General features: G+C 51.1%; 21 protein-coding genes and 2 riboswitches. Of the genes, 12 read left to right on the forward strand and 9 right to left on the reverse strand.

Annotation, left to right across the window (positions count from 1 at the left end):
• Positions 1-81: 81 nt before the first annotated feature.
• The 4 genes from IEY53_RS31160 to IEY53_RS31175 all read right to left on the reverse strand — a co-directional run bounded on the left by IEY53_RS31160 (position 82) and on the right by IEY53_RS31175 (position 3,696).
• On the reverse strand, positions 82-753 hold the full coding sequence (locus IEY53_RS31160) for a GNAT family N-acetyltransferase (RefSeq protein WP_189031774.1): 672 nt from the start codon (positions 751-753) through the stop codon (positions 82-84).
• A 23-nt stretch (positions 754-776) separates the two neighbouring features.
• Entirely contained in the window at positions 777-1,448 is a 672-nt protein-coding gene (locus IEY53_RS31165; protein WP_189031776.1) for a GNAT family N-acetyltransferase, read from the reverse strand.
• A gap of 3 nt (positions 1,449-1,451) precedes the next feature.
• Positions 1,452-2,309 (reverse strand): carbon-nitrogen hydrolase family protein, encoded by an 858-nt coding sequence (locus tag IEY53_RS31170; protein ID WP_189031778.1) that lies wholly within the window; start codon positions 2,307-2,309, stop codon positions 1,452-1,454.
• 208 nt (positions 2,310-2,517) lie between these two features.
• The gene (locus IEY53_RS31175) at positions 2,518-3,696 is read right to left on the reverse strand and encodes a beta propeller repeat protein (protein WP_189031780.1); all 1,179 of its coding nucleotides are present in this window, start codon (positions 3,694-3,696) and stop codon (positions 2,518-2,520) included.
• 192 nt (positions 3,697-3,888) lie between these two features.
• Between IEY53_RS31175 and IEY53_RS31180 the strand changes: the two genes are divergently transcribed.
• From IEY53_RS31180 to IEY53_RS31195, 4 genes are all read left to right on the forward strand, one after another.
• Positions 3,889-5,964: a transglycosylase domain-containing protein gene (locus tag IEY53_RS31180; protein WP_189031781.1), complete on the forward strand. Its 2,076-nt coding sequence runs from the start codon at positions 3,889-3,891 to the stop codon at positions 5,962-5,964.
• Positions 5,965-6,063: 99 nt separating this feature from the next.
• Positions 6,064-6,720: a DNA-3-methyladenine glycosylase gene (locus IEY53_RS31185; RefSeq protein ID WP_229696444.1), complete on the forward strand. Its 657-nt coding sequence runs from the start codon at positions 6,064-6,066 to the stop codon at positions 6,718-6,720.
• Between the two features lie 219 nt (positions 6,721-6,939).
• Entirely contained in the window at positions 6,940-8,121 is a 1,182-nt protein-coding gene (locus IEY53_RS31190) for a copper amine oxidase N-terminal domain-containing protein (RefSeq protein ID WP_189031782.1), read from the forward strand.
• A 64-nt stretch (positions 8,122-8,185) separates the two neighbouring features.
• Positions 8,186-8,656 (forward strand): AbrB/MazE/SpoVT family DNA-binding domain-containing protein, encoded by a 471-nt coding sequence (locus tag IEY53_RS31195; protein WP_189031783.1) that lies wholly within the window; start codon positions 8,186-8,188, stop codon positions 8,654-8,656.
• 145 nt (positions 8,657-8,801) lie between these two features.
• Here the strand turns inward: IEY53_RS31195 and IEY53_RS31200 are convergent, their stop codons facing one another.
• A complete protein-coding gene (locus IEY53_RS31200; RefSeq protein WP_189031784.1) occupies positions 8,802-9,308 on the reverse strand; it encodes a YwhD family protein in 507 nt (168 codons plus the stop codon).
• A gap of 106 nt (positions 9,309-9,414) precedes the next feature.
• On the opposite strand from IEY53_RS31200, the gene IEY53_RS31205 reads away from it, so the two are divergent.
• The 6 genes from IEY53_RS31205 to IEY53_RS31230 all read left to right on the forward strand — a co-directional run bounded on the left by IEY53_RS31205 (position 9,415) and on the right by IEY53_RS31230 (position 15,328).
• The gene (locus tag IEY53_RS31205; protein ID WP_189031785.1) at positions 9,415-11,424 is read left to right on the forward strand and encodes a M1 family metallopeptidase; all 2,010 of its coding nucleotides are present in this window, start codon (positions 9,415-9,417) and stop codon (positions 11,422-11,424) included.
• Positions 11,425-11,434: 10 nt separating this feature from the next.
• Positions 11,435-12,265, forward strand: coding sequence for a hypothetical protein (locus tag IEY53_RS31210; protein ID WP_189031786.1), 831 nt, complete (start codon positions 11,435-11,437; stop codon positions 12,263-12,265).
• Positions 12,266-12,470: 205 nt separating this feature from the next.
• A riboswitch (cyclic di-AMP (ydaO/yuaA leader) is annotated at positions 12,471-12,609 on the forward strand.
• A gap of 57 nt (positions 12,610-12,666) precedes the next feature.
• Positions 12,667-13,095, forward strand: a complete 429-nt coding sequence (locus tag IEY53_RS31215; protein ID WP_189031807.1) for a C40 family peptidase — start codon at positions 12,667-12,669, stop codon at positions 13,093-13,095.
• A 364-nt stretch (positions 13,096-13,459) separates the two neighbouring features.
• Positions 13,460-13,602: riboswitch (cyclic di-AMP (ydaO/yuaA leader) on the forward strand.
• A gap of 4 nt (positions 13,603-13,606) precedes the next feature.
• The gene (locus tag IEY53_RS31220; protein ID WP_189031787.1) at positions 13,607-14,098 is read left to right on the forward strand and encodes a C40 family peptidase; all 492 of its coding nucleotides are present in this window, start codon (positions 13,607-13,609) and stop codon (positions 14,096-14,098) included.
• A gap of 260 nt (positions 14,099-14,358) precedes the next feature.
• On the forward strand, positions 14,359-14,844 hold the full coding sequence (locus IEY53_RS31225; RefSeq protein ID WP_189031789.1) for a GNAT family N-acetyltransferase: 486 nt from the start codon (positions 14,359-14,361) through the stop codon (positions 14,842-14,844).
• Between the two features lie 127 nt (positions 14,845-14,971).
• Positions 14,972-15,328 carry a c-type cytochrome gene (locus IEY53_RS31230; protein WP_189031791.1) on the forward strand — a complete coding sequence of 119 codons (357 nt, stop codon included), beginning with the start codon at positions 14,972-14,974 and terminating at the stop codon, positions 15,326-15,328.
• A 112-nt stretch (positions 15,329-15,440) separates the two neighbouring features.
• On the opposite strand, the gene IEY53_RS31235 is transcribed toward IEY53_RS31230, so the two are convergent.
• Together IEY53_RS31235 and IEY53_RS31240 are read right to left on the reverse strand one after the other, a co-directional pair.
• Positions 15,441-15,728: a 4a-hydroxytetrahydrobiopterin dehydratase gene (locus IEY53_RS31235; protein WP_189031793.1), complete on the reverse strand. Its 288-nt coding sequence runs from the start codon at positions 15,726-15,728 to the stop codon at positions 15,441-15,443.
• A 219-nt stretch (positions 15,729-15,947) separates the two neighbouring features.
• The gene (locus IEY53_RS31240) at positions 15,948-16,241 is read right to left on the reverse strand and encodes a hypothetical protein (RefSeq protein ID WP_189031794.1); all 294 of its coding nucleotides are present in this window, start codon (positions 16,239-16,241) and stop codon (positions 15,948-15,950) included.
• Positions 16,242-16,444: 203 nt separating this feature from the next.
• Between IEY53_RS31240 and motA the strand changes: the two genes are divergently transcribed.
• Together motA and motB are read left to right on the forward strand one after the other, a co-directional pair.
• Positions 16,445-17,251: a flagellar motor stator protein MotA gene (gene motA, locus IEY53_RS31245; protein ID WP_189031795.1), complete on the forward strand. Its 807-nt coding sequence runs from the start codon at positions 16,445-16,447 to the stop codon at positions 17,249-17,251.
• Complete coding sequence (gene motB, locus IEY53_RS31250) at positions 17,235-18,053, forward strand: flagellar motor protein MotB (protein WP_229696445.1); 819 nt, start codon at positions 17,235-17,237, stop codon at positions 18,051-18,053. The genes motA and motB overlap by 17 nt, the downstream gene beginning before the upstream one ends.
• 89 nt (positions 18,054-18,142) lie before the next feature.
• Here motB and rluF read toward each other — a convergent pair whose 3' ends face one another.
• A complete protein-coding gene (gene rluF, locus IEY53_RS31255) occupies positions 18,143-18,844 on the reverse strand; it encodes a 23S rRNA pseudouridine(2604) synthase RluF (protein WP_189031813.1) in 702 nt (233 codons plus the stop codon).
• Complete coding sequence (locus tag IEY53_RS31260) at positions 18,834-21,218, reverse strand: ATP-binding protein (protein ID WP_229696446.1); 2,385 nt, start codon at positions 21,216-21,218, stop codon at positions 18,834-18,836. Before IEY53_RS31260 ends, rluF begins: the two co-directional genes overlap by 11 nt.
• Between the last annotated feature and the right edge of the window lie 176 nt (positions 21,219-21,394).

Below are 21,394 nucleotides of genomic sequence, written 5' to 3' on the forward strand. Positions count from 1 at the left end.
AGGGCCCTAAAGCGTCTTATACTCTCAACTAAGGCCAAACCTGCATATTCGCTTAACCATTGTACACTATATCCTTTTCGATTATAAGGGACGCAATTCGACCTTATCTGCGGACCGAAGCTGTTCCACCATGGCGTGCCATGACTGCGGCTTGCTGTCCAGTACCGAATAATAACGGGTCAGGAAATCGGCAACCAGACCAGCGCTCAGCGAGGTCCGCTCTTCATCCCCAGGCATGAAACACAGGTCCAGCCCGGTCACAGCTTCACCGTCGCCTAACCAGGAAGGGTGCACATACGGGAAGTCCAGACGCTGATACCCCAGGTGGGACAGCACCTCACGCCGTACGAACGGGTCCATCGGCTTCACACCGCCAAATGCAAAATCTTCTACCCGGTAAGGATCATAGATCTCGGCGAACATACCCAGCAGCTCTTGGCCTTCTGCGGCGGCGAGTGCCTGCAGGTCCTTCAGACGGCTCGTAGCCAGGAAACGCCCAATCCCCAGACCTTCCCGGCCGATAATGGTGAAATCGGTCATGGCCACGTTCCAATCGGGATAGTAACGGTATTCGGTAGTGCCGACCACTTCGCCCTCATGCACAGCGACGAATACCCGAATCCCCGGATCTTCGAGCGGCTCTTTCCACAAGCTGAATTCAAGCACTTCCTCCGGCGGAAATACCTCCGTCATCAACTGATGCAAGGAACGGAACAAAGGGTCCTCAATACTGCTAATTCTGATATATTCCATCATTAAGCCTCCTCCAATCGCTTTTATCTAAAAGGGTTCTTCCACTCCATCAATGCCGCATAATTCCTGGACTCCTCATCCTCAAGATAACCGGCTACCACACCAAGCGGTGTACGTCCGCAACGCAGCAGGAAGGTGATCACCGGATCGGCCAGCCTCCCTGCCACCACATCCGCCAAATATTGCTCAGCCTTCATCTCAGGCGCCTGCTTGTGAAAGCCGGGCATTCGCCCTGCACCAAGCAGACGCGACAGCTTCTGTTCCACGACCACGTGATACAGCGACTGCACCAGCTCCTTGCCAAGTCCGAGCTTGCGGTATTTGGGACGCACACAGAGATCGGCAATATATAAGGCGTTGCCGTCCGGAAGATGAGTGGTGATATACCCGTCCGCGGTCACTACAGCCCACGAGTGTGCTGCATCTTCCGCATGAGAAGGGTCAAAATCAATCTTGAGGCTTGTGACCGATCCCGCCAGTTCGCCGCCCGCCTCCACACACAGCGCCCCCTCGGGAAATAACGTCACATGATTCAGCAGCTGCCCCCGGTTCCACCATAGCTCCGCAGGATAAGGAGGCGGAAAGGCTTCGGACTGAATCCTGATCATCTCCTCGAAATCCTGTTCAGTATAGTTGCGGATTACAGCTTGTACCGGCGTGTTGCCGTCAAATACATAGAATGTTTTGTGATACATAGCCTATGTCCAGTCCGTATACAGATCGGTTCTGCGGTCGCGCCACGTTGTCACGGACCCGCGCTCACGCACGCGGTAGAGCAGTTCCAGATCCAGATCGGCAGTGATGATCATGTCGTCGTTAATCTCCCCTTCGGCCAGCAGCCCCTTGGGCGGGAAAGGAATATCGTTCGGGGTAATAATCGCCGCCTGGCCGAAGTTGGCCCGCATCAGGTCGACAGTAGGCAGCGAACCAACCGTTCCTGTAAGCACGACATAGATCTGATTCTCAATGGCCCGGGCGTGGCTGGTATACCGAACGCGGTGGAAGCCGTGGCGGTCATCGGTGCAGGATGGGCAAAAAATGACGTCAGCCCCCTTGGCCTTAGCCATACGTACAATCTCCGGGAACTCAATATCGTAGCAGGTCAGCATTGCAATGGTTCCCTTGTCCGTCTCGAATACTTCGAGCCCTTCGCCTGCACCCATGTTCCAGCCTTCAACCTCGGCGGGTGTAATGTGCAGCTTGGCCTGCTCGGCAATTCTTCCATCCGGGTAAAAGAGATGGGCCACATTGTACAGCTTCTCATTCCGGCGCAGCACATGGGTACCACCAATGATATGTACCTGATACTTCTTGGCGAACCCTGAGAACATCTCCCGGTAGCGCTCTGTAAATTGTGGCAGATCCTCAATGCTAAGCGCCCGGCCTTCGGCATCGCCGATGGACATCAGCTGAGTGGTCAGAAATTCGGGGAACAGAATAAACTCCGCGCCGTATTCCTCGGCCGTCTTGATGTAATGCTCGCACTGGGCGGCAAACTCCTCAAATGAAGAAATCGTATGCAGATGGTATTGTACAGCGGATACGCGAAAAGTCATGCCGGCTAATCCTCCCTAATCCCTGATTAAATGCTTTGTTTGAACACGCTCTTGTTGAAGTACATAAAATTTTACCATAATGGTCTGTAAAAGACACTTGGGGCTTTATCCGGTGCGCCAGGATGCTGACAGGTACACAAAAAGACTGCCCCGGGCCCGCTTGAACGGTCCCGCTGAGCAGTCTTGCTAATGAGAGGATGTTACTTCCTTAGAACTCAAAAGAAAACTTGGCCGTCCAATGGGCTCCCGCATCTTTGGTGGCATAAAGCGTGGAGCTGTCAAAATCTCTGACGGCCATCCAGCCCTGATTGTGATCGGTAAATGAGATCATGCCCTCATATCCGTGCACAGTCGCGCTGTTGTTCCAGGTCTGTCCGTTATCTTTGGTGAAGCCTGTGCCCACCTGTTCAGCGGCAGGCAAATACCCTACCATAAAGGCCGCCTCCTTGCCAATCAGCTGCAGATTCCCCGGTTTGCCCGAAGCCGGACCCCGGTTGACCTTGGTCCTGCCGCTGCCTGGCGCAGGGCCGCCTCCGGCTGAATCCTGTGCGATGACACGGGTCCAGCTTCCGCCCGTATTCGAACTTGAATACAGCGAGTAAGAGGTGTGTGACATACCGGAACCGCCATAGAGCAGCGCGTAGACTTGGTTGCCCTTCGCATAGATCTGCCCATACTGAGGGTCAGCAAAATTAGATTTCAGCCTCAGCTTCCAGTTGGCCCCGCCGTCCGCCGTGCTCATCACCTGGTAGCCGGTGCCTGGAACGATGACCACAGCCCAGCCGCTGTTGCGGCTGCTGAAATAAGCTCCGCGCGTATTGGCCGGCGTTGGAATCTTGCTCCAGCCAAGCCCGCCGTCTTTTGTATAGTAGGTGGAGGCCCGGTTGTATCCGAAGCCGGTCTTGCTGTCCATGAATTCCACATGTTCAAAGGTCACCGCTTGCTTCGACAGTCTTTTCCACGTGGAACCCCCATCGGTTGTGCCAATCAGATATTTAGCCTGGCCTTCTTGAACAGAAGCCAGCGCAAATCCGTTCACATTATCAGGAAAGCTTAATTGCCGAAAGCTCCATTGTCCTTGATAAATCTCCTGGAAGTGACAGCCGCCATCCGATGTGCCGATGAGAAATCCGTTCCCTGCCGCCCGGCCCGTATCCGCATTCAGGAACTCCACGTCAGCAAAAGTGAGCGGAACCGTTCCTTCGCCCGTATGTTTCTTTTGCAGCTGCTGCAGCAGCCCCTGATCGCCTGTGTTGCATACCGGAGCAGGCGTAGCCGATGCAGCGGCCTGTACCGGGGCACCTCCTGTCCCCCATCCTGAGACCATAAGCAGACCCACGGAGAGAAGTGATATAGTCTTATTTTGCAATTTTTTCGCAAAGTTCATCGTGACACCTCCTAAGTTATATTTACCCTGTATTACTGTCACTACTCTGTTATAACGCTTGCGGGACAGTGCCTTCTATCTGCAAACATCACAGAATAGCTACAAATTATTCATGAAAGGGCCGCCTTCGCGGATGAATATCCTGCCTCTTCCTTCCCCATAATGGGAATGAAAAGAAAGGAGCCTGGTAGAATGCCGCGAGATTCCGCTGTCCCCCCAATACGTAAACGCCCCTTCCGCCGGATACTCCGACTGCTAGCCGCCTTGACTGTGCTGGGCCTGCTGGCTGCAGGAGGCCTGCTCGGGTACTTGTATCAAAAAGAACTTCCTCCTGTCGGGGATGATGTGCGTTCCAAACTGCTGGATGCCCGTGGCAATGTGCTTGCTACTTTTGCCTCCGACGGGCGCAGCCGTGAGCCGGTAACCCTCAGCCGGATCTCACCTTTGCTTATACAGGCTACTCTGGCGGTAGAGGACCGCAAATTCTATGACCATATCGGCTTTGACCCGAAGGGAATGGCCCGGGCGGTGCTCGTCAATCTGGAGAAGGGGAGCCGCACCCAGGGTGCCAGCACATTAACCCAACAGTTGGCGCGCAATTTGTACCTGTCCCATGAGAAGACCTGGACACGTAAGGCTAAGGAAGCCCTCTATACTCTGCAGCTGGAGATGAAGTACAGCAAAGACGAGATCCTGAATATGTATTTGAATGAAATCTATTATGGACACGGGGCATACGGGATCGAAGCGGCAGCCCGGATGTATTTCGGCAAAGCTGCAGCGGAGCTGAATCTGGCCGAGAGCACCATGCTGGCCGGTATCCCCAAAGGCCCTACTTATTACTCCCCTTACAATCACATGGACAACGCCAAGGAACGCCAGGGCATCATTTTGTCCGTCATGAAGGATCAGGGCCATATTACCGCTGCGGAAGAAGAGCAGGCCAAGCAGGAGAAACTGAACCTTAAACCCCGGGGTGAAAGGGATGCCACTGTCGATGCCCCATATTTCCGTGATTATATCCGGACTCTGGTCATGGACACCCTGCATATCAGCAGCGACGAACTGGACCAGGGCGGCCTGACTGTCTATACGACACTGGACCCCGAGATGCAATCTGCCGCCGAAGAAGCGGTCCACAAGGGCATGGATCAGAACGGTGAGCTGGAGACCGCGCTCGTATCCATCGACCCCCGCAGCGGCTATATCAAAGCCATGGTCGGCGGCAAAAATTATCGGTCCAACCAGTTCAATCACGCACTGGCGACAACACGACAGCCGGGTTCTGCGTTTAAACCGATTATGTATTTGACGGCACTGTCTTCCAAATCCATGACCGGACTGTCCGTCTTCAACAGCCAGCCGACCCTGTTCCATTATGATAACAACCGGCAGACGTATCAGCCCCGCAACTTCGGAGATAAATATCTGGGTGAGATTAACATGAGGCAGGCTATTGCGGCTTCCGACAATATTTATGCCGTAAATACCATTCTGAAAGTTGGCGCGGATAAAGTTGCCGAAATGGCGGTCAAAATGGGGATCGACAGCCCGCTGCAACATGTCCCTTCGCTTGCACTCGGCACTTCACCGGTCAGTCCGCTGGAAATGGCCTCGGCTTTTGCCGTAATCGGCGGCGGAGGCCTAAAAATGCCGGTCACGGCTATCCTGAAAATTACGGATGCCGAGGGCTCCGTGTTATATGAGGCTCCGCCGCCACAGGGAGAGGCTGTCGTTGAACCCGCCGCTGCCTATGTGCTTACCCGGCTCATGGAGGGTGTATTTGAGAGCGGGGGGACCGGGAGCCGTGTGGCCTCGGAGATCAAGCGGCCTGTGGCCGGCAAAACCGGCACCACCGATACCGACGGGTGGATGGTCGGTTTCACACCGGAACTTTCCACGGCTGTCTGGGTGGGTTATGACAAGGGCCGAAATATTGAGACGGCCGACGGCCGGCGGGCGGCACCAATTTTTGCCCGGTTTACCGAGAAGGCATTAGAGAATGTTCCGCCGAAGACTTTTCCGATACCGGATGGTGTCGTCAGTGTGTATATTAATCCGAAATCCGGCAAACTGGCCACGGCAGCCTGTCCGGATAAAGAGCTGGAAACCTTCATTAGCGGTACCGAACCTACGGAATACTGCGAGGAGCATAGCACGGGCGGCTCCGCTGGCCCTGCAGCCGGAGGCGAGGCTCCACACCCGCCTGATCCTGCTGAAGAGCATAACTCCTTATGGGGTGATATCAAGCGGTGGTGGCTCAATTAGCAGGTTGCGGCAGCCTGTATCTTGGGATACGATAAGGACTATTATCGAAGAGGCTGCAGCAGCTTTATAGAGCCTCATCAGAAAGGTGCTGGGTCTTTCGTGTCTTCAACTAACCGAAGCCTGCCGCTGCCTCCCGAGCTATACAAAGGTACGGCACTGGAGGCCGCTCCGCGACTGCTTGGACAGCATCTGGTCCGGCGTACTGAAGAAGGCGACATCGTTTGCCGAATTGTAGAAACCGAGAGCTACGGAGGAATAGAGGACAAGGGCAGCCACGCCTATAATGGACGCCGCACAGCCCGTACGGAGGTTATGTTCAGTTCCGGGGGTGCTGCTTATGTATATTTGATCTACGGGATGTACCACTGCCTCAACGTCGTTACCGGATCCGTTGGCGATCCCCAGGCGGTGCTGATCCGCGCCGTAGAACCGCTGACACCTGCCGATGCTGAGCGAATGGTCTCCTTCCGCAGTATCACAGTCAAGCGCCCTTCTGACTTGTCAGGGGGTCCTGGGAAGCTGTGCCGGGCTCTGCAGGTAAACAAAAGCCACAACGGCACCCGCCTTGATGTGTCCGGCGGCCCGCTATGGATTGAACAAGGGACTGACCCGGCTTCGCTTGATGTTGTTCAATGCCCGCGGATTAACATTCCCTATGCCGAAGAGTATGCCGGACGTCCTTGGCGCTTCTATATCAGGGACAATCCCTATGTCTCGGTTAAAGACCCCCAGGCGGTCCCCCTAATCTGGCTATAAAGCTTGAACCCGGGACGTTTCGGCAGCCTTAAATTGGGTATAAATGAATAGAACCCCAATAAACCTCTCCCTTTGGATTTCACGAACGGAGAGGTTTTTCATTGACACGGGTTTTGTACCGCTCCTGCAACCTTTTATACAGAAGATACGTTTACATAGGATAAGCATCGCAGGAACGGCATTTATGTGGAGTTACCAACTTTCAGGAGGGTTGCTTGAATGATCATTCACAAACGGGCCTTTGCTGCCATTATGACTCTGGCCGTCGGAACTGCTCTGTCTCTACCTTCGGGACACCTCTTTGCCGCCGCGTTAGCCCCTGAATTACCAGCCGCCGCAGCCGCCAGCACGCTGCCCAAGACCGTACGTTCGCCTGAGCATCCCATTATCCGCGAGAAGGGCTCGGTTTATCTGCCGCTGCGCGAGACTGCAGCCATGCTGGATCTCCAAGTCCTCTGGAACGCCGGCAAATCCAGCATTGAAGTTACCGGGCTCTATCAGGCGCTCAGCCTGAAGGTCGGCCAGCCCAAAGCCTATACGGCGAGCAACGCCGTGATTATGCTCGGAGCACCTACACTGATCCGTGAGGGTGTGACCTATGTGTCCGATAAGCTTTTCTCCAAAGCCTTCAATCTTCCCGTCACCTGGAACGATAAAACCGGGGAGATCGCTGTGCCTTATGCCGAGCGTTACCTCAAGAGTTCCTCAGGAAAACAATTGTTCTGGGTGCATAAAGGTCAGGGCGTGGTCTACAGCGGGCCGAGCGGAACGCTGCCCTCCCGCGCAGGAGCGGCCAAGGTCCATGATCTGGATTGGGTAACCCTGTCCGCACGCACCATTAACAGCACCAGCTATGTGCTGAGTATCAGCAACGCTTTCGGAGAACCTCACATTAACGAGAGCCGCTACCGTCTCCTGCTGCACAAGGGACAGCTCGTACGTCAGGCTCATACCAGCTACCGGGGTGTACGCAATCTCGGGATGAACGAGAACGTATTTGCGTTCCAAGGCAACCTGGTTATGGTGGACCGGAATATCCTCACCCTGGTCAATCCGGACGGTCATGTCTTTCAAACCTACCATCTGGCAGATATCACCGGTATTGACGATGCCTTTGCCGTCGAGGCGGTTGAACCGGAATTCCTTGTGGTCCGGCCTTATCAAAAGGGCACCTTGATGCTGATTGACCGCCACAGCAATAAAAGCGTCGTCTTGTATCCCCAGCTTCTGGGAGCGGAAGACCAGGCATGGCTGGAGGAATTTCCGGATACGGATGTGGATTATCCCGGAGATCAATTGCGTTATACGGGACGTTCCGGCAACACCTTGTCTTTTGAGTGGGCATCCTTTACGGATAACCGTCAAATCCACTTCACGTATGCGCTTCCCCCGTTCTCATAAATGACATTTTCTGCTATAATGTGAATGGCCACCAAAATCTAATGATGTAAATGAGGGACATGGGATGAAAGATACGGGCATGATCCGGAGTTTAGACAGTCTTGGTAGAATAGTGGTTCCCGTGGAAATCCGCATGACACGCAACATCGACATTGGGGATCCGATCGAATTTTTCATTTTGGATGAGAATATCATTGTTCTCAGAAAGTACACCTCTACGGAATGCACTTTTTGCAGAAGCCTGGATCATGTTACCTACTACAAGGATCAATTTATTTGCAACAGCTGTCTCAAAGAGCTTGTAGACCCGGATCGTGTACCCGAGGAGCCTCAGCGTCGCCAGGAGCCTGCCGAGGAAACCGAGCCTGGAAGCACCGTCAGACGGGCAAAGACCGAAGAAATGAGATCCCGTCTGGAGCAAGCCATTGAAGACCATCCCTATGCCAATCAGAAGGAGCTTGCGGCAATCCTCGGTATCAGCCAGGCAAGAGTCAGCCAATTGAAACGCAAAATTGTCACCGCCAGCAAATCGTAATCCATGGACAGGCCTTATGCACATAACTTATACACATACGGCCCTTTGAAAGGGCAGCCTAAACAAGGCTCCGTTCTCCTGCAGCAGCAGGAAAGCGGAGCCTTGTTTATAATTACCTGAATCCAAATCTTGTGAGCGTGCTCTTTTAGTTCGATAATGCCGCCTTCAGTTCCTCCGGGGAAGCTGCCCACCATGCCTCATTGTGGGAAATCAGCAGGTTTCTTAATGCTTCCTTCTCCACAGGGCCCAGCCCCTCCACATTAATCTTCCGCTTTAGGGCAGCATCCAGTTTATTGACGTGATCGGCAAGAATCTTCCAGCCCCGGCGCGCCTCCTTGTCTATCCACATCTCACAAGAAGTAATACCTCCATAGAACTGGCCTTCGGGCGTACGGTCGACTGCTACCCAAACCACCCATACCTGTCTTCCATTTGGAACCTCATCCCGGTTCATGGAGAATTTAATCCCTTTTTCGACCTTGCTTTTAGCGTGCATAGCTCCAATGTCTATGACCGCCTCGTCTCCGTCAATAATCACTGGGGATACATTGTTCAGATCAATTGAACCTGCTCCAAACCCTTTATGTTTGCTCTTCGCGTTCACAATATTCAAGGCAATCTGTTTTTTGCCCTCCGGCTGTACATTATCCACAGGTGCACATCCTTCCCTCTTACGAATAATTTAATTTTAGCTAATAATGCTGCGATTGCAAACATATACATCCCGTAGATGCTTGTCAACGGGAGGAATCACAGTTATGAAGCCACTGTCCATGAAATCCAAATTCATCTTTGCGACCCTCGCCGCCTTCACCTTGCTGGGTGCAGGGGTCTTGCCTCCGCTTAGCCCTGCGGCCGTAGATAGCTTCGCGCCAAAAGGGGCCAAGTCCCCCGCAGCGCAGACCCAGCCTGCCGTCCCGCAGCGGCCCCTTCCCGATAGCGCCCCCGTTCCGGCAGAACAGGCGTTAAGCCAAAGAGTAGCCGAGTATCATATCGATGTACAGCTTGTCCCGGATACAGAAACGTTAAAAGCATCTGAGACCGTAACCTGGACACATCCCGGGGAAAAACCGGTCAATGAGCTGTATTTCCATCTGTATCCCAATGCCTTCGCTTCCATGGACACCACGTTCATGAAAGAATCCGGAGGGGCGCTGCGGGGTGATACCATGCCTCAGAATGGGTTCGGCAGCATGACCATTACGGACCTGCGCACCTCGGAGGGCGTGTCACTGCTTCAGCGGACCCAATATGCACAGCCCGATGACGGCAATGTGAAGGACCAGTCGCTGCTCAAGGTTCATCTGCCTCAGCCGGTGAACGGCGGAGAGAGTGTCACAATCAGGCTTCAGTATGAGGTCAAGCTGCCCAAAATCTTTGCCCGGATGGGCAGCGCAAAGGATTTTGTGATGGCCGGGCAATGGTTCCCCAAGCTCAGCGCTTATGAAACCGCCGGGACCAGAGGCCTTCAGGAGGAAGGCTGGAACTTGCACCAGTACCACGGCACCTCCGAGTTTTATAGCAATTTCGGTATTTATAATGTGACCATCTCGGTGCCCTCCAATTATATCGTTGCCGCCACCGGCTTCCCCGTAAAGAATGCCAAGTTGAAGCAGGGGCAGAAGATATACCAATTTTATGCCGATGATGTGCATGATTTTGCTTGGGCGGCTTCACCGGATTTCGTTGTAGCGGAAGAAGCTTTCTCGTCGCCAGAGGTTCCCGGTGTAAGGATCAAGCTGTATCTGGACCCGCTGCACAAAGATCTGAAAGAACGCTACTTCCAGGCTGCCAAGGCTGCCCTGAGCAATTTCAGCAAATGGTACGGGCCGTACCCTTACTCTACGTTGTCCATCGTCGTCCCTCCCAAAGAGGGCAACGGTGCAGGAGGGATGGAATACCCGACACTCATCACGGCATTTGGGGCATCCGGGGCGTCACCGGATACTTCACTTGAACGCACCGTCATTCATGAGATCGGGCACCAATATTTCTATGGCATGGTAGCAAGCAATGAATTTGAGGAGGCATGGCTGGATGAAAGCTTTACTTCCTATGCCGAAGACAGACTGATGGAGCAGGAATACGGCATCGCCCCCAATCTTCCCCTTCAATCCAGCCTGGTACAGAAACCGGAGCCGCTGAAGCTGGAGAGCTGGAAATACGGAGGGGCCGATTCCTATACCTGGAACGTATATATCCGCGGCAAGCTGCTGTTAAAAGATATGGAACGGCAAGTCGGCAGCAAAACGATGGATGCCATCCTCTCTTCATATGCCAAGGAATACCGCTTTAAACATCCGACCACTGCTGATTTCCAGAGAACTGTAGAGAAGAAAACCCGCAAATCCTGGAAAACTTATTTTGACCAATACGTGTACAGTGGAGGAGCACCCGATTTCGCAGTCGCCGATATTATCACCGGCCCAAATAACAGCGGCAGCAACGGAGACCGCTTCACCCGGGAGTCTGTAGTAAAAGTAACCAACACAGGCAGCCACTATGCCAATGTTCTTTTGAAGTTCAACTTTGCAGATGGCTCCACAGCCTTGCGTACATGGGATGGAGAAGGCAAGGAGGCCAAGTTCCAATTATTGCATAATGCTGCTCTGCTCTCTGCGGAGATTAACCCGGAGCATTCCGTTCTGCTGGAAAGTAAGCATCTCAATAATTTCAGACGGGCAGAACTTGAACCGGAGTCACTCTCCCGCTGGACGTTAAGCATGACAAAGCTGCTAGAAACCGTGCTCGGAACTCTTGTCTGGTGAGGTGAGAACAGTGAGAACATCATTAACCCGCAGTTGGATCAGCATGAAGGAGCAATTTTATATTCTGATCATGCTGTTCATTTACCGGCTGCTTTGGGGCTACTTTTTGTATGGATTTATCCGTTCAGCCGTTGTCCCTGTGTTGCTGCGGTACCCGGACGAGGATGCCGGCGGCAGTGCAATCAGCAGGCTACTGTATTACATCGATGGCCAGTTCGGTTTAACCGCCGACCCTGAGATCCAGCACTGGCTCTGGATGCTTCTGGCGCTTGCCGTCCTGCGGCTGATGCTCTCCCCCTTTATCCGGGCGGGGCTCTTGCATGAGCTGGATCAGGAACGCCAGGGGGCGCGCGGCCTGTTCTTTTTTCCCGGGATGAGAAAATACGGGCTGCCTATATTGCTCTTCAGCCTGGTCGAATGGATTCTGGTCCTGTTGCCGCTTTACTGGCTGGCTCCCAAAATGTACGGGCTGCTCCTCACATCATTTATGAATTATACCCAGCTGGCCCAATCGCTCCCCTACTTGCTGGCCTGGCTGCTCTACCTGTACATTGTCCGTTTATTGCTGCTCTATATGCAGTTCGGCTATATAGCCGGAACAGGGATTTTCACTTCCCTGCTGGTTTGCCTGCGGGTTCTGATTCCGGCGGTCGGCCTCTCCCTTATACTGGGGGCAGGCGGATTGCTCCTGCTGCTGCTCTGCACTTTGACCGGACTATTCTGGCCAGGTCTTCCCGCTCTCCTGATCCGTCAGGTCGCCCCGCTTCCCTCCACCCTGTTCAAAATGTGGGGGATCGCCGCACACTACCATCTCTGGCGGAGCAAAGTATTTCCTGAATAATCCCCTCATCCGCCAGACAGAATAAGAGTCCACGGCCCTGGAGTATCAGGAGCGCGGACTCTTTTTTTGCGGAACGTTTGCAATTAGGTAAAGGCTCTGATACAATGATGCCTGTACTAGTAGTAACAAGTTTGTAATCTTTTGAAGCTTTTTCTTCATAATTTAAGAAAATTCAAGAAACGAATGCCGCTCAGTCGCTATTCTGGTGCATAATACGCCAAATTCCCTGCACCGGGAAGTGGGGGAACCATATTTTGGGTGAATTGATCTCGTAACAGAGGGATCATAGGGGAACCTTCTACCGAATCCTTAAGCTAACCTCGCAGGCCTTGGAAGGAGTACATCTTTTGAATTATCACAACTTTAAGAAAAAATGCGCCGCTGCGGCGTTAGGACTTGTAATGGCATTCAGCTTGGGAACTGGCAGCGCTTCCGCTGACTCCAAAATGGATACCGTAATCACGAAAACACTGGGAACCTCGTATAAAATGGGGGGTACTACCCTTAACGGATTTGATTGCTCCGGCTTTACCAACTATGTATTCAAAAGCTTGGGGATTTCCCTTCCCCGGACCTCCAAAGCCCAATTCCATGTGGGCACCGCTGTTTCACGCAACAACATGCGCCCCGGAGACCTTGTATTCTTCAATACTACAGGCAGAGGCGTATCCCATGTCGGAATTTTTGTCGGCAGCGGGAAATTTGCACAATCCTCCTCGTCACGCGGAGTCACGATCAGTTCACTGAATGAAAGCTACTGGGCCAACCGCTATATTGGCGCCAAACGAGTCATGAGCACAACCTCATACAAAGCCGTAGCCTATGATTGATTTTCCTCACACACAATAACCCCTTTATAACATATGAGCCCGGGATCTGATTATTGCAGTAATCATTTTCCGGGTTTTCTTTTTCCTTATTCTACCTTTTACACACTTCCGTTCCTTACGAAACATCTTCCACACACAAAAATTGGATTTTTTTATTAAATAGGCATATTCGCCTTAAATTCAACGTTTACGCGGCTTATTCGCTCTTAAATGCACAATTATTCTGCATTAATATGTTTTAAGTGATTGCCAAGTGCTTCCGTCTTTGTTACAATAATCGCAGTGAGATTTTAGTAACATTTTTGTAATTATTCAGATTCGTTTTAAGAACGTTTTGTCATGTATTAGCTACAAGCAATCCTAATCAATAATATTGCCGAGTTCTCTAATCAGTAGAGAAACGGGGGAACCAACTTTGGGTGAATTGACCTCCTATTCCAAGAGGGGTCATAGGGGACCTTCAACCGAACCCTTAAGCTAACCTCGTAGGCATTTGGAAGGGGTATAACTTTTGAAGAAGAAGTTAGCAGCAGCAGTACTTAGTTTTTCCATTATCCTCACTCTCGGAGCAGGAAGCGCATTCGCGGATTCCAAGATGGATAAGGTAATTGACACAGCCATCGGTTCTAAATATGTAGCCGGCGGCACCTCAACCAACGGGTTTGATTGCTCCGGATTTACCCAGTATGTGTTCAACAAGATTGGCATTGAATTGCCACACCAATCAGGTTCGCAATACCAAATGGGAACTGCTGTATCCCAAGAGGAAATGAGAGCAGGAGACCTTGTATTCTTTAATACAAGCGGCCGTGGCGTATCGCATGTCGGCATCTATGTCGGCGAAGGCAAATTTGCACATGCTTCATCTTCACGTGGTGTGACCATCAGTTCGCTAAGTGAGAAGTACTACGTCAACCGCTACGTTGGCGCCAAACGGATCATGAGTACGGATGCTTATCAGACCGTCGCTACAGATGTTCCAGATCATGACGATGTAGAATAGGAAGTTCAGCATAGGCTCTTTTCCAGGATTTTTGCCGAATCTTGGGGAGGAGCTTATTTTTGTGCTTACTTATCACTTACCCTTCCCCATATCTGCCAAACAGGTATTCCACAAGAATAGCTGTTTTTAATAAATAATTTTAGGTGAAAGTCAAGTCGGGGGCCAACTTTCAAAAATATGCGTCGGATAAGCCCCTTTTTGGATATAATTAATTAGGAGTTTATTGTTGCTGTTTCTGCCGAAAGGAGGTCCCGGGCCTTATGATTCATTCCCCGGTTGTATTTCACGTAGTAGCTATGGAGGTTCATCAAGCGGCAGAGGTCTGTGAATGGATCTACGAAGCGCCATATGATATTTATGGCTGGATGCCCTGGCCACAGATGCAGGAGCTGAATATCGAATTTGGCGACCCGCAGCTGCGAAGAGAACAATATGTTTCCGTGATCAACGAACAAGGGCGCCTATGCGGCTTTGCCCAGCTGTTCCCCATGGAGGGTGTAGTGAGACTGGGGATTGGCATGCGCCCTGATCTATGCGGCCAAGGCCTTGGACACTTGTTCATGGAGCCCATCGTCAGAGAAGCTCTGAAGCGTTATCCGGAGCGGGAGATTGATCTGGAGGTGTTGACCTGGAATCAGCGGGCCATCCGCACCTACCAAAAATGTGGTTTCAGGATAACTGATACGTATGAACGCCGAACCCCCACTGGAGATAAGCCCTTTTATTGCATGGTCTATGATAAATAACACTTCAGTTGCGGTGTTTTTGAGGATATATAGAGAAAACGTTCGTTTTTTTGCCATAAACGCTATGATAACGCTTCACCTTCCGCTATAATGTAGGAAGCAGCTTACATAGAAGGGACGAATGGGGATGCAAAAATGGATCATGAGCGGTTTGTTTTTTGCCGCCTGTGCCTTTGCGGTAGTCTTAATGTTTACACTTCCCGGTAAAGAACAAGTGGCCGAGGAGGAGAAACCTACGATGCCCGTTGTCCAACTGGATGCGGCATCGGCTGAAGCAACTGTGAAAGCCAGTTGTGTCAGCTGCCACGGCGACCAGCTTCAGGGTGGGGTTGGACCCAGTCTGCAGCAGGCGGGCGGCGAGCATGACGCTGAAGAACTCTACAGTATTATTTCCAAGGGACGCGGCCAAATGCCTTCTTTTAAGGATCAACTGGCTCCCGAAGAGATAGCGAATGTCGCCATGTGGCTGGCCGAGAAGAAATAGCTTTAATTGCCACACCAAAAACGCCTGATGCCCGGATAGCCTTCTATCCGCCGCACAGGCGTTTTTGGTGATATCTGAGACTCTCTTATCTATTAGAATTGAAGCAGAGAGACTAGCGGGCTTTCTCAAAAGCTTCGTTAAATTCATGCGCTTCTCGAATATCCAGTGGAGTGATGCCGCCTTCTTCATTTGAAGTAAGCCGCAGGGTCACCGTTTTATAATCAATCGTGATGTGGGGATGATGATCAAAAGCTTCGGATATGGCCGCCACCGCATCCACAAAGGCAATACCCTTCATAAATTCGTTGAACATGTATTTACGGACCATGGTATTCTGATCCAGCTTCCAGCCTTCCAGCTTGCTTACCTGCTCACGCAGCTCTTCCTCCGTCAATAGCAATTTGTTTCCTCCCTTACTAAAAGTAGCAGCAACGTTCTACTTGCTTGGCAATAGGTGTACTAAACAAAACATCCCTTAGCTTCTGAAGTCCAAGGGATGTGCCAGGATAATGGCTTTTTTTCGGTTTAATGTATTCTTAAATCCCGGCAAATAGTACTTCGGCTCTATTAATTTTACCACGCGCTGCCTGCTGCGGGCAAATTAGGCCCTGTCTTTCTATTAAACCAGCACAACTGAGGCCAGATCTTCCTCTCCAAGCAAAATATTGATCCGGTGGGTATCCTTATTGTAAATAACTACAGCGCTCCCCACTTCAATAACCGGCTCATTTCCCAGTGCAAAGAACAAATCCTCTGCCAGCGCTTCCCAGACCTCCAGCTTAGATTCCTGGGGCAGCCCCTGCCATTCCTCCGGTTCCATTTCAAAAAAAACATACCCGTCGGAGATTCGTCCGACCGCTTCTGTCAGATCATTTAGAATTTCACTGTAATCTCTGCCATGTTTTACACCCACGTCTATCACTCCATTTTCTTTGCAAATGAATAATAACCTGCCTTATCTATTATAGCCGAAAAAATCACTTCACAAAAAAGGGAATGCTGTCGATAAATAAGAATATACGCTATTCGGCTGTACAAGAGTGGCCTGCTGCGGTTCAAGGATGATAAACGCGGCATAGTCGGATCACTTATTAAATCTCATGGACGAGGTGCATAATGGAAATTTCAACAATACTTGGCTTGGTTTTCGGTTTGATTGCAGTTCTCTGGGGAATGATGCTTAAGCATGCCCCGCTTACAAGCTTAAATAACCCCGCAGCCTATGTAATTATCTTTCTGGGTACGGCCGCTTCAATTTTCATGGCATTCCCTATGTCGGAAGTCAAAAATATTCCTAAGCTGTTCAAGATGGTTTTTGTAAAGAAAAAGATGGTCAGCAAAACGGAACTAATCACGATGTTCATGGAGTGGGCTTCGATTACCCGGCGTGAAGGCCTGCTGGCCCTGGAGTCCAAGGTTGATGAGATAGAGGATAATTTCCTCCGCAATGGAATGCGTATGATCATCGACGGCAATGATCAGGAATTTGTCAGTGATGTTCTGATGGAAGATATACGTGCTACAGAGGACCGCCATAAAGCCGGCGCCCTGATCTTCTCTCAGGCCGGCATGTATGCACCTACGCTTGGGGTGCTAGGGGCCGTTATCGGTCTGATTGCCGCCCTCGCGGATATGAGTGATATGGACGTTCTGGCTCACGCCATTGCCGGGGCCTTTATTGCCACCCTGCTGGGTATTTTTACAGGTTATGTAATGTGGCATCCTATGTCCAACAAGCTCAAACGTCTCTCCAAAAAAGAGATTGAGGTGCGGATGATGATGGTAGAAGGCTTGCTGTCCATTCAATCCGGGGTATCGACTATTGCCATCAATCAAAAGCTCGTTGTATTTCTTACCCCTACAGAACGCGCCAAGTTGAACAGTGAAAGAGATGGAGGCGGCTCCGGTGAGCAAAAAGAATAGACATGAAGAGCATGAAGAGCATGCCGATGAATCCTGGCTCCTTCCCTATTCCGATCTAATGACTCTGCTCGTCGCCCTGTTCCTTGTAATGTATGCCATGAGTGCGACAGATGCCAAGAAATTTGAAGAAATGAGCCAGGCATTCAGCTCTGCGCTCGCTGGCGGAGCCGGAGTTCTGACCGAAAAAGCGGCTTCTCCTTCCGAAAGCCAGCTCGATCAGGGTAAAAATCAAAAATTGAACAACGTTATAGAAAAAAACACTGGTCAATCGGAGATTTCCAAGCTGCGTAAAAAAGAACAGGAAGATCTGGAGAAGCTCAAGAAGCAATTTGATCAATACATCAAAAATAATGGGCTGACCGACCTGTTAAGCACGAAGCTGAATCAATCCCAGCTGATGATTACCATCAGCGATAACGCGCTGTTCGCTTCCGGACAAGCGGTGGTCAAGGATGATTCACGCCAGCTGGCGAAATCTATTTCAGCCATGCTCCAGCAGTTCCCGGACTATGATGTAGTCGTTCAAGGCCACACCGACAATATTCCGATTTCGAACAGCAATTATTCATCCAACTGGGACCTGAGCGTTGACCGGTCATTACATTTCATGAAGATACTGCTGCTTAATCCGAACCTGGACCCGAAGAAGTTCAGTCCGATTGGATATGGGGAATACCACCCTATAGCAGATAACTCCACAGCCTCCGGTCGGGCCAAGAACCGCCGGGTAGAGGTATCCATCATCCGTAAGTACCAGGAAAACCAGGAATTCACCGGTGTTGTGCCGAACGGTGGAAATTAATACCACGGCTTTACCTATTTTCATGTAAACAAAGATGCCTCTTAAGGGATGAACCCTTATAGAGGCATCTTTGTTAGGTACTAATAGGCCTACAGCAGTTCGTAATTGAGCATCGCTCCAAGCTCGGTCTTCTCCTGATCCGACAGCTCACGCCACTCTCCGGTCTGCAATGCACCCAGACGTATATTCATAATCCGGATACGCTGGAGCTTTCTCACCTCGTAACCAAACGCGCTGCACATCCGGCGGATCTGCCGGTTCTTGCCCTCTGTCAGAATGATGCGGAATACCCGTTCTGTTATCCGCGTAACCTCACAAGGCAGCGTCTTCTCGCCCAGGATCTTCACTCCGGTTGACATGCCTGTAAGAAAAGAAGGCGTAATCGGCCGGTCTACCGTCACCACGTATTCTTTCTCGTGGCGGCCTTCCGCCCGCAATATTTTGTTCACGATGTCTCCGTCGTTGGTCAACAGGATTAATCCTTCCGAATCCTTGTCCAGTCTCCCAATTGGAAAAATACGCTCCTGATGGCCGACAAAATCAACAATATTGCCCTTGATATGTTCTTCGGTCGTTGAGGTGATGCCCACAGGCTTGTTCAGAGCGATATAGACGGTCCTATTAGCCGCTTCGAGCAGTCTCCCGTCTATTCTCACCTCATCCCCTGTCTCGGCCTGACTGCCCAGTACAGCTAGCTCTCCATTGATGGTGACTCTGCCGCCGTCAACCAGCTTGTCTGCTTCCCGGCGAGAGCAGTAACCTGTCTCACTGATGAATTTATTAATTCTCACGCTGTCCTTCACTCCGTTCTTCATTGACCCCCTGCCGGTCCGCTGGTGTTCCGGCAGCCGGCAGCTTAATCATTACTTCAGCTCCGCGGCCATATTCGCTTTGTATTTCCAAACTTCCTTTGTGCGCCTGAATGATGCGCTGACTGATCATCAGACCCAGCCCGGTGCCCGTCTCCTTGTTGGTATAGAAAGGTTCCCCCAGCTTAGGCAGCATGTCTTCAGGGATACCTTCACCCTCATCCCGGATCACAATGACTACATCTTCCTCGTCGATGTACTGCTTCAGAGTGATAGTCCCGCCTTCCGGCATGGCTTCAATCGCATTTTTGACAATATTAATAAAGACCTGCTTCAGCTGATTCTCTTCACAGTGTACCGTGGCGGGCTGATCGGAGAATGCGGCTTCAAACTCGACGCTGCACAGATGAGCTTGACTGTCTAACAGTGAGATGACGTCGCTTAGAATGAACCGGACGTCCTTCTCCTGAAAATGAACCGCCTGCGGCTTGGCCAAAATCAGAAACTCACTCACAATCAGATTAATCCGCTCCAGTTCGGACAGCATGAGCTCAACATGCAGCGGAACCAGCTGCTTCTTCTCTTGCTGGAGCTGCAGGAATCCTCTCAGAGTGGTCAGCGGGTTGCGGATCTCGTGTGCTACCCCTGCGGCCAGCTGCCCCACGGTAGTCAGCTTCTCAGAGCGTCTCAGCAGCTCCTCCATCCGGTTGCGCTCCGTCATATCACGGGACACGTGAATGAAGGAGTGCGGCTGTCCATCTTCATCACGGATAATTGAGGTGCTGACACTAACCTCCACCAGCGTACCGTCCCGTTTAAGCCTTACCGTCTCAATTGGAGGCAGATTCGCCCCCATCTTAAGCAGCCTAAGCCTCTCTTCTTCCTGTTTCTGCGCCGTGGCAGGAACAAGATAAGGCGTCTTACCCACCGCCTCGGTGGCGCTCCAGCCATAGAGCTCCTCAAAAGCTCTGTTCGTACTGATGATCCGACCATCCATATCCATGGTATGAATGGCATCAGAGGTGCCATTGATGACTGATTCCAGATGCTCTTTGACGGCCCGGTTCTCTTCCAGGGTCTGGCCCAGGCGATTCGTATGCTGCAGGAGATGCGAGGTCATCGCATTGATGCGCAGGGCCAGCTGCCCAAGCTCATCCCGGCTTCTTACATGGAGCGGAGGTTCAAATTTGCCTTTGGCTACATCATTTACTTTGCCCAGAATGGCCTGAATCGGACGGGTAACCACACCTGCCAGGATGTAACTGCAGACGAAGAAGAGTACCAGCAGCAAGATCGATGTGGAGATATTGTTAATCAGCTGCTCCTTGATGACGGAAGAGATCACCGTGTAATCGGTAACTACACTGATGACATAAGCTCCGGCACCCGGCTGGACAATGGGAATGAAGCTCTTGAGCACTCTTTTGCCCAAGGCTTCAGTATCCAGTGTAATCGGCTCTTTCCTGGCTAAGGCTTCCTTCACCGCTTCCTTATCCTCTTCTACATTGCCGTAAGCATAGGTCCCGTATTTGATCGGACGATTACGAAGCTTAACATTGATACTGTCGCTGCCATCAGGGGCCATGCTTGCTGAACCAAAGGTCTCCTGGTTAATCCCTGTAATCTCCAGAATACCCGGATTTACTTCTTTGGTCTTTCTGACAATCTCATCCGGGCTCATAATCTTTACATAATCACTGATTGCTGTACTCCGGATATAAGGGTCAATGATGTAATTGCTCCGTCCGTCGTAGTAATATCCCCATTTCTCGATGGATTCCGGGTTAGAGGTTGAAAACTCAAAGGGACCGGACCAGAAATTGTCCATTGTGTGTCCTTGCTCTACAGATACCCGCCCGTCCTGAAAGAGTTCCAAAAAAGCTACATACCAATATCCCCACTCTTTGGTCGACAGTCCGATCTCTTTGGGATCCGAGGATTTGGCCACGACAATATCATCATTAGTCTTGACCAGAAGGGAAATATTAGACACACCAAGCTTAGCCGCGAGAGCTTTCAGTTCCTGATTCCTTACATTCTTAATATCAGGATCAAGTTCAGCTGCGGCAAGTATGGCCGTCATTCGCAAGTTCAGGGCAATCTGCTGTTCGACATAGTTAGAGCTATAACTGCTCTGTTCTACAGAAACGGCAATCTGCATTGCGGTCATCTTCATATTGTTCAAGCTCTCGCTGCGCAGGTTATCTCTGACCGCATACAGATTAAGTGTCAGATTCAACGCCAGAATAAGCAGCACTGAACCAAAGATAATAGCCGATAATTTCGTTTTTATGGACAAGCTTCTTCTCCACCTCTTATCCACTGGTACAACCAGCGGAGCGTTCATCCATATCATACCTTTTGCCCTTCCATTTGAAAAGACATTTCAATGAAGCGTTTACTTGCAGAAGCATTGAAATTCAGAACTTCTTTCTCTACAATGTATAGGAGTCCATCCACATGTTATGCACATATAAACATTTTATTCAAAACCCATGTGCACAAATATGTGTATAAGTAGGCTGTTATCCA

This window comes from Paenibacillus albidus (assembly GCF_014644435.1).
Lineage (GTDB): Bacteria > Bacillota > Bacilli > Paenibacillales > Paenibacillaceae > Paenibacillus_AQ > Paenibacillus_AQ albidus.